General features: G+C 42.9%; 12 protein-coding genes and 2 tRNA genes (1 of these 14 running past the window's edge). 10 read left to right on the top strand and 4 right to left on the bottom strand.

Annotated elements, in window-relative coordinates:
* Window positions 1-20 (bottom strand) — tRNA-Thr (locus PG418_RS05120); it reaches 65 nt to the left of the window's first position.
* Window positions 21-524: 504 nt separating this feature from the next.
* Here PG418_RS05120 and PG418_RS05125 point away from each other — a divergent pair.
* From PG418_RS05125 to PG418_RS05145, 5 genes are all read left to right on the top strand, one after another.
* Window positions 525-866: a PadR family transcriptional regulator gene (locus tag PG418_RS05125; protein WP_055156014.1), complete on the top strand. Its 342-nt coding sequence runs from the start codon at window positions 525-527 to the stop codon at window positions 864-866.
* Window positions 853-2199, top strand: coding sequence for an FtsW/RodA/SpoVE family cell cycle protein (locus PG418_RS05130; protein ID WP_498837159.1), 1347 nt, complete (start codon window positions 853-855; stop codon window positions 2197-2199). The genes PG418_RS05125 and PG418_RS05130 overlap by 14 nt, the downstream gene beginning before the upstream one ends.
* A gap of 27 nt (window positions 2200-2226) precedes the next feature.
* On the top strand, window positions 2227-2400 hold the full coding sequence (locus PG418_RS05135; protein ID WP_055247602.1) for a hypothetical protein: 174 nt from the start codon (window positions 2227-2229) through the stop codon (window positions 2398-2400).
* Between the two features lie 158 nt (window positions 2401-2558).
* On the top strand, window positions 2559-3467 hold the full coding sequence (locus PG418_RS05140) for a glycosyltransferase family 2 protein (protein WP_498837160.1): 909 nt from the start codon (window positions 2559-2561) through the stop codon (window positions 3465-3467).
* Window positions 3454-6027, top strand: coding sequence for a YfhO family protein (locus PG418_RS05145; RefSeq protein ID WP_498837161.1), 2574 nt, complete (start codon window positions 3454-3456; stop codon window positions 6025-6027). Before PG418_RS05140 ends, PG418_RS05145 begins: the two co-directional genes overlap by 14 nt.
* A 115-nt stretch (window positions 6028-6142) precedes the next feature.
* On the opposite strand, the gene PG418_RS05150 is transcribed toward PG418_RS05145, so the two are convergent.
* Window positions 6143-7237, bottom strand: coding sequence for a DUF4352 domain-containing protein (locus tag PG418_RS05150; RefSeq protein ID WP_498837162.1), 1095 nt, complete (start codon window positions 7235-7237; stop codon window positions 6143-6145).
* 179 nt (window positions 7238-7416) lie between these two features.
* Here PG418_RS05150 and PG418_RS05155 point away from each other — a divergent pair, with 179 nt between their 5' ends.
* The 5 genes from PG418_RS05155 to PG418_RS05175 all read left to right on the top strand — a co-directional run bounded on the left by PG418_RS05155 (window position 7417) and on the right by PG418_RS05175 (window position 11327).
* Window positions 7417-8442, top strand: a complete 1026-nt coding sequence (locus tag PG418_RS05155; protein WP_498837163.1) for an alpha-hydroxy-acid oxidizing protein — start codon at window positions 7417-7419, stop codon at window positions 8440-8442.
* Between the two features lie 26 nt (window positions 8443-8468).
* Window positions 8469-9500 carry a 3-deoxy-7-phosphoheptulonate synthase gene (locus tag PG418_RS05160; RefSeq protein WP_055156021.1) on the top strand — a complete coding sequence of 344 codons (1032 nt, stop codon included), beginning with the start codon at window positions 8469-8471 and terminating at the stop codon, window positions 9498-9500.
* Between the two features lie 253 nt (window positions 9501-9753).
* Window positions 9754-10353, top strand: a complete 600-nt coding sequence (locus tag PG418_RS05165) for a DUF3793 family protein (protein WP_498837164.1) — start codon at window positions 9754-9756, stop codon at window positions 10351-10353.
* A gap of 53 nt (window positions 10354-10406) precedes the next feature.
* The gene (locus PG418_RS05170) at window positions 10407-10838 is read left to right on the top strand and encodes a flavodoxin (RefSeq protein WP_008369820.1); all 432 of its coding nucleotides are present in this window, start codon (window positions 10407-10409) and stop codon (window positions 10836-10838) included.
* A 198-nt stretch (window positions 10839-11036) separates the two neighbouring features.
* On the top strand, window positions 11037-11327 hold the full coding sequence (locus tag PG418_RS05175; RefSeq protein WP_008369822.1) for a DUF2325 domain-containing protein: 291 nt from the start codon (window positions 11037-11039) through the stop codon (window positions 11325-11327).
* Window positions 11328-11527: 200 nt separating this feature from the next.
* Here PG418_RS05175 and PG418_RS05180 read toward each other — a convergent pair.
* Window positions 11528-11601, bottom strand: a tRNA-Arg gene (locus PG418_RS05180).
* Window positions 11602-11748: 147 nt separating this feature from the next.
* The gene (locus PG418_RS05185) at window positions 11749-12249 is read right to left on the bottom strand and encodes a DNA-deoxyinosine glycosylase (RefSeq protein WP_215634669.1); all 501 of its coding nucleotides are present in this window, start codon (window positions 12247-12249) and stop codon (window positions 11749-11751) included.
* Window positions 12250-12413: the final 164 nt, after the last annotated feature.

Raw genomic sequence — 12413 nt, forward strand, 5'->3', positions numbered from 1 at the left:
AACCGCTTGACCACGGAGCCAAAACTATTTTGGTGAACTGTTTTATAACAGTGACCGAAAATTATAATAGCATAACTATATGATTTTGACAAGTGTTTTTTTGAAAAAAATAAAATTTTTCGGCTAAATTTTTAGCTTAAGGAGAAAATGAGGAATATCTGTGTCGGAAAGCTGAAAATTCATAAGATGAAAAAAGAGCCGATACAAAACTGTATCGGCAGAGTAGAGAGAAGATATATATAAAAGGTATAGGTCAAAGACATATGCCTGATTTTTTAGGCGGACATCCTGATAATCTTACAGAGTTTATATCATATAGGATTACCGGCGTCCCTTAACTTTATGCATTTAGTATAATGGGAAATTATGGAAAGAATGTGACGGGCAGATAAAGAAATCCTGAAATATCTTAAAAACTTCTGAAGAAGAGATAAATTTCAGCAAAACAGTTGACATATATAGATTGTCGATATAATATGAAGGTACAAAGTATATAGATAATCGATATAAGGAGGGAGAAAGAAATGGCAGTTGATAAAAGTCTGATATCAGGGAGTACGACTCTTTTGATCTTAAGCCTTCTGGAAGAGAAGGATATGTATGGATATGAGATGATCGATACGTTGAAAGGAAAGTCAAACAATGTATTTGAACTAAAAGCGGGAACCTTATATCCGCTACTGCATTCTATGGAAGAAAAGGGATGGCTTACCGTATATGAGCAGGAGACCGGCGGAAAGATGAGGAAGTATTACCGGATTACCAGAGATGGGAAAAAGCAGTATCAGGCAAAAAAGAAAGAGTGGAAAGAGTATTCGGAGGCTATTTTACAGGTGATCGGAGGTGTGTGTTTTGGAACGGCGTGATTATCTGGAATTGATGACCGGTCAGATCCGCTGCAAGAAAATGTGTCCGGTTATTGTAAGGGAAGTAGAAGATCATATTGAAGATCAAAAGCAGGCTTTTATGGCAGAAGGGATGAAGGAAGAAGAAGCTGAGAAGGCAGCTGTGGAGGAGATGGGTGATCCGGTGGAAGTCGGAGTGGAGATGGATCAGATCCATAGACCGAAGATGCCATGGAAAGTAATTTTTGTAATCGCTCTGATGCAGATTTTAAGTGGAATGTTTGCAGCTTTCTTTTTGAAACAGAATGAAAGTTATGGATATATCGCAGGAATCCGGCAGATATTCCGGCTTGCGATGGCATTTTCGGTTATGACCCTGGTGTGTTATATGGATTACAGCTGGATCGGGAAGCACGCAAGGCTTTTGGCAGGCAGTTATCTGTTGTTTATGGTTCTGATGAGACATTTTTTTGCCCTTCAGATTAACGGTGCAGTAAGATGGATTGGAGTCGGCGGCTTCAGTGTAAGTCTTTCGCTGATGAGCTGGCTGTTTCTTCCATTGTATGGTGCAGTGTTGTATCGGTACCGGGGAGAAGGATATGGTGCTGTTCTTAAAGCCATAGTCTGGATGCTGCTTATCGCAGGGATCCTGATCACCTGTCCGGATCTTGTGATGGCAGGGACGGTTGGACTTTCCTGTGTCTTTATGCTGATGCTGGCACTGGAAAAGGGATGGTATCAGGTTGCGGTTACAAAGGTGATGACCGGAATAGGTATCAGTGTTGTTGGAGTTCCGGTTGGCATACTGGCATATTTTTTCTTCTTTGGTGCGGAATATCAGAAAAGCCGTATCCTGGCGATGTTTGCAGTGAATAAGTCACAAATGATGGAAGGAACAACGCTTGGGGCAGTACGGGAACTGCTGTCGAAATGTATGGCAGTTGGACGCGCCACCGGAGTAGAGGACTTTTGGACTGGGGACCGTATCAGTTCCGCGGATTATATGATGCTTGGAATTGCGGGGTATTGTGGAATTCTTGTGATGGTTCTTTGTATTGCAATAATTGCCGGTTTGCTGTGCTGGTTTTTAAGAAGCGCGCTGAAGCAGAAGAACCAGCTTGGTATGATGATGGGATTTGGCTGTGTGATGGTTCTGGCAATTCAGTTTCTGTTATCACTGCTGGCGAACATTGGGGTATCCGGGTTCGGTCAGGGAGCCTGGTGTCTGTTCTTCGGATATGGACGAAGTGGTCAGATGGTTTCAGCAGTATTGATGGGAATTTTGCTGAGTATTTACCGGCATCAGAATGTAACTCCTGAGCTTGTAGTTGAAAAAAGAGCGGTGGCGAGCTAAGATAGAAGAAAAAAGAGGAGGAACAAGATGCTGGTTTGTGATTATATTGTAGAGAGAATCGATGGAGATTATGCGATGCTGAAGCGGACCAATCTGCCAGAGGAAGAGGCAAAGATGGTAGCAAGAGCACTTCTTCCGGAAGAGATCCGGGAAGGAAGCCGCCTTCATTATGAATTACTTCAGTATACAATTGTTGAATAAAGGTATGGAAAATGTGTGTGCCCTGGGACTGGAAAGTGCCGGAGCACACTTTTTTCAAAGTGTAATTTTCTGTTTAGAAATTTTTCAGAAAATATTAAGGGAAATGGATGTGCATATTTAATAAAAAGAGAGTAAACTCTACTTCCGAGGTGAAGAATATGGATAAGATTTCGGTAGTAGTACCATGTTATAACGAAGAAGAGGCATTGCCTGTTTATTATAAAGAAATGTGCCGTGTAATGGACGAGATGAAGGATGTTGTATTTGAACTGATTTTTGTAGATGATGGTTCATCAGATGCGACGCTTGGTATCATGAAAGACCTGAATGAAAAGGATAGCAGGTGCAGATATCTTTCATTTTCCAGAAACTTTGGAAAGGAAGCTGCGATTTATGCAGGACTGAAAGCATCGGAAGGCGATTATGTTGCACTTATGGATGTAGATCTTCAGGATCCACCGACGCTATTACCTGAGATGTATGAGATCCTGCAGGAGGATGGATACGACAATGTAGCGACAAAAAGGGTCACAAGAACCGGAGAGCCACATATCCGTTCTTTCCTGTCAGAAAGCTTTTACAAATTTGTCAATGCTATTTCAAAGACAGAGATTGTAGATGGAGCGAGAGATTACCGGCTGATGAAGCGGAAGATGGTGCAGGCAGTTCTGGAAATGAGCGAGTATAATTGTTTTTCAAAGGGAATCTTCGGCTGGGTTGGATTTCGTACAAAATGGCTGCAGTACGATAATATTGAGCGCTCTGCCGGAAAAACCAAGTGGTCCATGTGGAAGCTGTTTAAATATTCGGTAGTGGGTGTACTGTTCTGCGTGCTTTCCTTTATTATGATCGCAGTGATCGTAGTAAGGACGCTGGACTGGGGAGATCCGGTATCCGGCTGGCCGTCACTTGCCTGTATTATTTTCATGGTCAGCGGAGTACAGCTTCTCTGTACCGGAATTGTAGGGGAGTATCTGTCAAAGACTTATCTTGAGACGAAGAAACGTCCGATTTTTATTTTAAAGGATTCCAGCGATGATAAGGAGCAGAAGCATGAAAGAACGTAGAAAAGATCTGCTATGGGAAATGGCACTGATCCTGCTTACGGTTGCCGCCTGTCTGTACTCTACAGGCGCAGGAAATATTTTCGGGGCAAAGGTGGACTGGAGCAGTCAGCACAGTGTGTTCCCGGAATATTTCCGACAGCAGTTTTATCGTACAGGGCAGTTCTTTCCTGAGTTTGCATTAAATATTGGCGGTGGTCAGAATATTTACAATTTTTCTTATTATGGATTGTTTAGTCCGGTCGTTTTGATCGGTTATCTTCTGCCGAATGTGAAGATGTCGGATTATATGATGGTGGCAAGTATTGTCTGTCTGGCAGCAGCGGTTATAATTTTGTACCGGTGGCTGAAAAGTCGGGAATTTACAGCTGCGGTAAGCGGGATGACAGCGCTGATGTTTCTTTTCGCAGGACCTATGATCTATCAGTCGTCGCATCAGATTATGTTTGTAAATTATATGCCATTTCTTTGTCTGACATTTTTGGGAATCGACCGATATTTTGAACAGAAAAAATCCGGTCTGCTGATCGGCGGAACCTTTCTGATGATCATGACAAGTTTTTATTTCAGCATCGGTGGAATACTGGCGCTTGGTCTATATGGAATTTACCGGTATGCAAGGACAAAAGAGCGGGCAGAAGAGATGATTACGGTAAAAGGATTTCTAGGTGACGGACTGCGGTTTGCAGGAAGGATCCTGACGGCAATCATGCTTGCAGGAGTTCTTCTTGTGCCGACTGCGATGGCTCTTCTCGGGAGAAGCGGAAGCAAGGGAGAAAAAACAGATATCTGGCAGCTTCTGACACCGCAGATCAATTTGGAAAAATTTCTGTATGGGGCATATGGACCGGGACTTAGCTGTCTGATGCTGATTATTTTGCTGACCGGACTTTTTTATAAAAAGGCTTATGAGAAGATCCTGTCGCTTGGTTGTCTGGTGGTGCTGACAGTTCCGTTTTTTTCGTATCTGCTCAATGGTGCACTTTATATCAGACCGAAGTCGCTGATCCCGTTTTTGCCGCTTCTGTGCTATCTTACGGCAAAATATCTGGAGAAGCTGAAAAATCAGAAAATAGCGAGAATCTGGATGCTTCTTCCATGTCTGGCAATTATCATATATATTTATCTGAAGAAGGATGATGTGAAAAGCGAAGTCCTTTGGAAACTACTTTTGCTGGATGCAGTCATAACACTGTTGATCTGCGTGGCACAAGCGTATAGTGCATGGATTCGGAAGTATCTGACAGTAGCCGTTCTGGGACCGGTGATCCTGAGCCTTATTGTTACCGGAAGCTATTCCTGGGAAAAGAGTGGAAATCTGGAGAGCAGGAAAGCATATGAGGAAGATACCAGCCGGTTCATCGGGAAAGCTGTGGACAAGGTAATTACATCAGATAGTGGATTCTACCGGGTCGAGCAGGTTGGAAATGAAGAGGAAAATGCGGAAAATCTGAATCGTGTGTGGAACAGTGAGCAATATATTACATCCCTGTATTCGTCTTCCTATAATGCTGATTACCAGAATTTCCGTAAAAATGATTTTCAGGTAGAGCAGCCGTACCGAAATTTTCTGATGCAGTCGGTTTCGCAGAATCCGGTATTCAGACAGCTGATGGGAGTGAAATATCTGATCTCCAGTCAGAATATACCGGGATATGAGAAAAAGTGGATGACCGGGGGAGGGGATGTGTACTGTAATGAAAATGCAGCACCGATTGCCTATGAGACGGATCAGACGATGTCGGAAGCGGAATATGACAGACTGGATTTCCCATATAATCAGCTGGTATTTACCAGATATGCTGTGACAAAGGACGGAACTGTATCGGCAGGACAGGTGAAAGAAAAACTGGCAGAAGACATAGAGAAATGTGATTTTCGGATTCCGGAAAAGAATAACGGGATTTCACTGGTTGTCCCGACTGAAAACGGATATCAGGTGAAAATGAAAAAGCAACAGGAGTTCGAAGTGGCTGTCCCGGAACAGGAAGAGAAAGATGGAGTTCTGTTTGTACAGTTTCGAATCGAGAATAAAAAACCGAAAGAGGATATCGAAATATCCCTGGAAGGAGAGCGCAATAAACTTTCGTCAATCCAGCATGTGTATTATAACAGAAATACCGTATTTACCTATGCAGTAGGACTGGAAAAGGGGCAGAAAACGGTCCGTTTATCTCTTGGAAAAGGAGAGTATACGATTAAAGATATGAGTGCATATAACGGCGTATTAAATGAAGATACCGGTCTTTATCAGAGTGTATTCAGGGTGGATAAAGAGCAGACGAAAGGGAATCTGATCCAGGGGAGAATCAAAAGTCAGAAGGATGGAATGTTCATTACGTCCATTCCGTTTGATAAAGGGTTTGAAATGACGATAGATGGCGTAAAGGTGAAATGTGAAAAAGTGAATAAAGCGTTTCTGGGATTTCATCTGGAAGCAGGAAAACATAAAATCAGAATTTTGTATCATGCGCCTGGAGTGACAGCAGGAAAGATACTGACAGGTCTTGGCGTTCTGATTGTGATCGCAGGGGCAGTAAGAAAGAAAAAATGCGCGGAGTGAATCTTTAAGATTCTGAAATAAAAAAGGATACAGTCTTAGAGCTGCATCCTTTTTTATTTGACAGAGAATTCCGAAGAAGCTTGCTTTTGCCATCCATGTATCTGCAGGTAGTAGTTTACTCCTGACGCTTGATCTGAAAATGAACGGCATCATCAGACCAGATCTTATCGGTATATCGGATTTCGATGGTAGACCAGTTCAGTGGGACTTCCAGAGAAAGATATCCTTCCAGGGTTTCGCCGGGAGCGATCGTTCCATCGAGCTTTGGCTGGTCGCTTGTGGTTGCAAGAGCAGTAAATGCAGCTGCACTGTAGTCAAGTTTGGTATCGTCACAATAATTTTCAAAGCTTGCCATACTGCTGATGACCAGATCATCAGATGTCTGATTGACAATTGTCATATGGACAAACATAAATTCATTGCCTTCTGTCGGGACAGACCAGTCATCTCCTTCGGATTCTACGTAGCTGTCCATCGTGATCTCAATGCCATTGTATGCGGCGGTCTCATTTTGCTTATAGATCTCTTTGGTGGCATCAGCTGTCTTCTTCGGTGTTGAAGTGCCGGAAGAATTGTCAGAAGAAGTGTGCATTTTGGGAAAAAGGAATATAACCGCAATAATGATCAGGATGAGAATCAAGATGATAAACGGCAGACTTTTTTTGTGTTTCTTTTTGGGGTTTGTTAGCTGGTCTGGTGAAGTTACATCATCAGAAGATACATCGGACTTTGTGCCTGCAGTATCGTTTTTGGAAACTGGCGTTGGTTTGGCAGCAGGTTCATCTTCCTGACCGGAGCTGATAACTGGTTCTGGAACTGGAGCATGCTCCTGTACGGAGGATTCATTTCCGGAAAAGGGTTTGTCTGTAGAAACTTTTTCAGTCTCTTTTTTTTCAGTGGTTTTCTTCTGAGCTTCTGCTTCTTCTGCTTCCGGAACATTTTTACGCATGCTGCGCATGGCAGCAGCTGTGCTGTGGTAGATCTCCGGTCCGTTCAGGGGATCGTCGAAAAAAGCCTGCTGTCTGGTAACCGGGCGCTTTTTTCCGGAAACAGATCCATGCTTATGAGCAGAAGATCTGGCACTTCGGGTATCTGTATCATCCGGAATCACAGCGGATGCCGGAAATCTTTTACGGCAGGTATCACAGAGATATTTGCCGGGATATTTTTTGCTGGGGCGGACTTTGTGACCGCATACAGGGCATTTCATTCTAAGTTAAGTCTCCTTTATGATTCAAGTGTTCTGTTTTTATTATAGGGGAAAATCCTGTCAAAAACAAGGAGGTATTCTTGTCGAACAGACAGAAAAGTGATATCATACTGACTAAGTAACGTGGCAGAAAGTCGAAGCTGTCAGATACAGGAAAACAAAAGAAAGCAGGGAATGATATGACATATCAGGAAATGATGGAAAACGCAAAATTATCTATGGGGCTTTACTGCAAAGCCTGTCCGGTTTGTGATGGAAGAGCATGTAAAAACCAGATACCGGGACCGGGCGCAAAAGGTGTTGGTGATACTGCGATCAGAAATTATAAAAAGTGGCAGGAGATCCGCGTGAACATGGATACGATCTGTGATGGCGGAGAGGCAGACACTTCTGTGAATTTATTTGGAAAGGAATTTAAGATGCCGTTCTTTGCAGGACCGGTTGGAGCCGTGAATCTGCACTACAGTGACAGGTATGATGATGTTTCTTATAACAATGTACTGGTATCAGCCTGTGCAGATGCCGGAATCGCCGCATTTACCGGAGATGGAGTGAATGCAAAGGTAATGGAGGCTGCAACGGAGGCAATCCGTGAAAATGATGGATGTGGGATACCTACAGTAAAGCCTTGGAATCTGGATACTGTCCGGGAGAAGATGGAACTGGTGAAGAAGTCAGGAGCATTTGCGGTAGCGATGGATATTGATGCGGCAGGACTTCCGTTTCTGAAAAATATGAATCCGCCGGCAGGAAGCAAGAATGTACAGGAGCTTTCCGAGATTGTGAAGATGGCTGGAAGACCATTTATCGTCAAAGGCGTGATGACAGCGAAAGGCGCGAGAAAAGCAAAAGAAGCAGGTGCCGATGCGATCATCGTATCTAATCACGGAGGAAGAGTGCTGGATCAGTGTCCGGCAACTGCAGAAGTGCTGGAAGAGATTGTAAAAGAAGTGAACGGTTCTATGAAGATTCTGGTTGACGGAGGGATTCGCTCCGGTACAGACATTTTTAAGGCACTTGCACTCGGTGCTGACGGTGTACTGATCTGCCGGTCGTTTGTTGTAGCGGTCTATGGCGGTGGAGAAGAAGGTGTGAAGCTTTACATTGATAAGTTGGGAGCAGAACTCAAAGATGCCATGCAGATGTGCGGTGCACATTCTGTTTCAGAAATTACAAGAGATATGGTAAGATATTATCAGGACTAGAAAAATACATGCAGGAGGATAATACAATGGGAATGAGAGTGAACGCAGAGCTGCCATTACCGGCAGACCTGAAAAACGAATATCCGTTATCGGATAAATTAAAAGCTATCAAGGCGAAGCGGGATGAGGAGATCCGTGATATTTTTACAGGGAAATCAGACAAATTCGTGGTGATCATCGGGCCATGTTCGGCGGACAATGAAGATTCGGTATGTGAGTACGTGAACAGGCTTGCAAAGTTAAATGACAGAGTATCGGATAAGCTGATGATCATTCCAAGAATCTACACGAACAAGCCACGTACAACCGGAGAGGGATACAAGGGAATGCTGCATCAGCCGGATCCGGAGCAGGCACCGGATCTGCTTGCCGGAATCATTGCAATCCGTAAAATGCATATCAGAGCCATGCAGGAGACTTATCTGACAGCAGCAGATGAGATGCTTTATCCGGAGAACAGAAGTTATCTGGATGATATTCTTTCTTATGAAGCGATTGGTGCGCGTTCGGTTGAGAACCAGCAGCACCGTTTGACTGCGAGCGGAATGGATATCCCGATTGGGATGAAGAATCCGACAAGTGGAGATTTATCGGTAATGCTCAATTCTGTTGTTGCAGCACAGGGACCGCACCGCTTCATTTATCGTGGGCAAGATGTGACGACAGGTGGGAATGATCTGGCACATGTGATCCTGCGGGGCGGCGTGGATAAATATGGCACAACGATTCCAAATTACCATTATGAGGATTGCAAGAGACTTCTGGATATGTATGAGCAGAAGAATTTGAAGAATCCTGCAGCGATCATTGATGCCAATCATTCCAATTCTAACAAGCAGTACAAAGAACAGCTCAGAATCGTAAGCGAGGTACTGCACACAAGAAATTATGATTCAAAGCTGAAAAAACTGATCAAAGGTGTAATGGTAGAAAGCTACTTGGTAGAAGGAAGACAGGATATCGGCGGAAATATGGTATATGGTAAATCGATTACGGATCCGTGTATTGGATGGGAAGATACAGTGAGACTGATTGATAAGATTGCGGAAGACTGTTAATTGTAAAAATACAGTGTATCAAGGTTGAAAAACTTTGATACACTTTTTTTTTTGCAGAAATGATTACAAAATTACAGTAAGATATATTTCCAGGGCAGATAGAATGTATGTTGTAAAAACATAAATTACGGGTTAATGAGAAAACTTTTCAAAAATTCCTATAGACAAAATCCCACTAATATAGTAGACTATAAATAGTTAGAAAAAGCTAACTAAAATAAATTTAAACAAACTCATACAAGAGGAAAACAACATGAACTGGATGCAGAAAGATGTACAGACATCTGCTCAGATGGAAATTGCATGGCAGTGTGCTCCGGTATTGACCGGTGTAAAGCCATCCAATATTCTGACCTTGAAAAATGTAAGTGAAAAGGAAGTTGCGGAAAGTCTGAAAGAGCTGGGAATTTCATACAGCATGCTTTGCGACAGCGGAGTCCGAAAAGTATGGCTGATCTACAGAGAAGAAGAGATTCTTGAAATCCTTGAAAAAAAAGAATACAGCGAATTTCTTGATACACTTGGTTATCGGGGATTTGAGTTTCCGCAGATGCTTCAGATCATGAATCTGAGATTTGAAGGATATCAGCATGGAAGTGCAGAATTTCCACATGAACTTGGAATTTTCCTCGGATATCCACTTGCAGATGTGAAAGGGTTTATTGAGCACAACGGAAAAGATTTCCTTTATCAGGGATACTGGAAAGTGTATGAGAACGTAGAAGAACGCAAGAAAATGTTTTCTATCTACAACGTTGTAAAAGAGGAATTTATCAGGGAAATGCAGGCAGGGAAGGATCTGTGGCATGCAGCAAGAAGCGTGAGACAGCCATTTGACATACAGCCTGCATAAAGGAATAAAACCTGGTAGATGATAGAAAGAAAAAAGAAAGGAAGAATTTAAAAATGAGTGATATTTGTGTAGCATACTGGAGCGGAACAGGAAATACAGAAGCAATGGCACAGGCAATTGGAGCAGGAATTACAGCAGCAGGGAAAAGTGCTGATGTAGTACCGATGGAAACTATTTCGCCTGCTGATTTAAAAGATCAGGCTGTCTGGGTACTTGGATGCCCTGCAATGGGAGCTGAAGAACTGGAAGACGGAACGGTAGAACCGTTTGTATCTGAACTGGAAGGATTTGCATCAGGAAAAAAGGTTGCCCTGTTTGGATCCTATGACTGGGGAGACGGCGAATGGATGCGTACATGGGCTGAAAGAATGGAACAGGCTGGCGCACAGATCGTCGGCGGAGAAGGACTTATCTGCCACGGAACACCGGGAGCAGATGCAATAGATGAGTGTGAGTCACTCGGCAGGGAGGTGGCTGGCTTATAAGAGATACGAATACCTTTTAAATAAAACAGAAAACCGAAAAAGCTAAATAATCAAATAAAATTATAATCAAATCAAAAACAAATAAAAATCAAAAATTAAAAGCTAAATAATCATCAAAAAAGAGCCGCTCCGTTTCTACGGGGCGGCATACAAAAAAATCACAATTGTTATTAGAATGAATTAAGGAGATGGATAAGAATGAGCGTTGTAATTGTAGGAGGTCATGACAGAATGGTCTGTCAGTATAAAAAAATATGCAAACAGTTTAAATGTAAAGCTAAAGTATTTACGCATATGTCTGCCGATCTGAATAAGCAGCTTGGACAGCCTGACCTGTTTGTACTTTTTACAAATACAGTATCGCACAAGATGGTAAAAACCGCGCTTGATGAGGCAAAAAGAAGCAATGCGAAGGTGGTTCGCAGCCATACAAGCAGTGGTGCGGCTCTGACAGAAATTTTAACACAGGAAGCAGGAGCAGCAGTTTAAAGCATGAATTTATTTACCGGGATCATGATCCCTTTTATTGGAACGACGCTGGATGTGGCACTTGGATAGAATGCAGAGTGGAAAAACGAAAAGAAATGAAATGAATGTGTCCTGGTATGAAAATTGTCAGGGCACTTTTTATATGTGCCCAGCTTGGCAAATATAAAAAAGAGGTCTTTCTCACGAAAGACCTCTTACAGCGTGCGTTAGAGGATTCGAACCCCCGACCTTTTGGTCCGTAGCCAAACGCTCTATCCAGCTGAGCTAAACGCACATTTATATCGTGTGTTGAACTGTGTTGCTCAACAACAAAATTAAGTATACATCAGAAAAAATAATATGTCAAGTATTAAAATGAAAAAAGTTCAAAAAATCTTGACCTCATTTTTGAACGGGGCGATTAAAGCCGGTTTGCTGGTTCTTATTCGAGATAAGGACAGATCTGATTCCATTTGGTAAGCAGGCGTTTCTTTGACCAGGCTGCATTTGCCGGACTTGTGGATGGCAGACAGATTGCTTTTTGCTGAGTTTGTGGAAAACAGTATTTTTTATATAAGCGGTATGCAGTGCCACCGTTGGTGAAAATCTGCCGGATGGATGCCGTCTGAAGAATCTCTGAAAGGTCATTGGGAACGACATTGTGGATACTGCTGTCACTGGAGCCTTCGATATCACAAGAGGCGATCACATCCCAGACGGCAATGTGGTGTGCAAGGAGCAGTGATTTTTTCTCTTCTATGTCGGCAGGAAGTGGTTCACCTGTAAGTGTGGCAAGAAGATCCCAGAAACGGTTTCTTGGATGCCCGTAGAAAAACTGACTTTCCCGTGATTTTACAGAAGGGAAGCTCCCAAGGATCAGAATGCGGGAGTCTGTGTTAAATACAGGATGGATTTCGTGAAGTACATGTGAAGATTGAGCCATAGGTATGCCTTCTTTCATAAATATATTCAATAAAAGGATAAGCGATACGGGAGTGAAAAGCAAGTGGGAAAAAGTACAGTCCGGGTTACTGTTCACTCCCGTGTCAATCACTACGCTGATTGACACGGAGGATGCACGTTTTATCTTGAATGGCATCTCGCCCA

Origin of the sequence: Bariatricus sp. TF06-38A (assembly GCF_027690675.1) — a bacterium.
Classification (GTDB): domain Bacteria; phylum Bacillota; class Clostridia; order Lachnospirales; family Lachnospiraceae; genus Allocoprococcus; species Allocoprococcus comes.

What these genes read in the sequence shown, in the direction of transcription:
- PG418_RS05150 (WP_498837162.1), bottom strand. Translation starts at nt 7,237, where the DNA reads ATGAAATGCCCTGTATGCGGTCACAAAGTCCGCCCCAGCAAAAAATAT.
- PG418_RS05145 (WP_498837161.1), top strand. Translation starts at nt 3,454, where the DNA reads ATGAAAGAACGTAGAAAAGATCTGCTATGGGAAATGGCACTGATCCTG.
- PG418_RS05140 (WP_498837160.1), top strand. Translation starts at nt 2,559, where the DNA reads ATGGATAAGATTTCGGTAGTAGTACCATGTTATAACGAAGAAGAGGCA.
- PG418_RS05160 (WP_055156021.1), top strand. Translation starts at nt 8,469, where the DNA reads ATGGGAATGAGAGTGAACGCAGAGCTGCCATTACCGGCAGACCTGAAA.
- PG418_RS05170 (WP_008369820.1), top strand. Translation starts at nt 10,407, where the DNA reads ATGAGTGATATTTGTGTAGCATACTGGAGCGGAACAGGAAATACAGAA.
- PG418_RS05155 (WP_498837163.1), top strand. Translation starts at nt 7,417, where the DNA reads ATGACATATCAGGAAATGATGGAAAACGCAAAATTATCTATGGGGCTT.
- PG418_RS05185 (WP_215634669.1), bottom strand. Translation starts at nt 12,249, where the DNA reads ATGGCTCAATCTTCACATGTACTTCACGAAATCCATCCTGTATTTAAC.
- PG418_RS05165 (WP_498837164.1), top strand. Translation starts at nt 9,754, where the DNA reads ATGAACTGGATGCAGAAAGATGTACAGACATCTGCTCAGATGGAAATT.
- PG418_RS05125 (WP_055156014.1), top strand. Translation starts at nt 525, where the DNA reads ATGGCAGTTGATAAAAGTCTGATATCAGGGAGTACGACTCTTTTGATC.
- PG418_RS05175 (WP_008369822.1), top strand. Translation starts at nt 11,037, where the DNA reads ATGAGCGTTGTAATTGTAGGAGGTCATGACAGAATGGTCTGTCAGTAT.
- PG418_RS05135 (WP_055247602.1), top strand. Translation starts at nt 2,227, where the DNA reads ATGCTGGTTTGTGATTATATTGTAGAGAGAATCGATGGAGATTATGCG.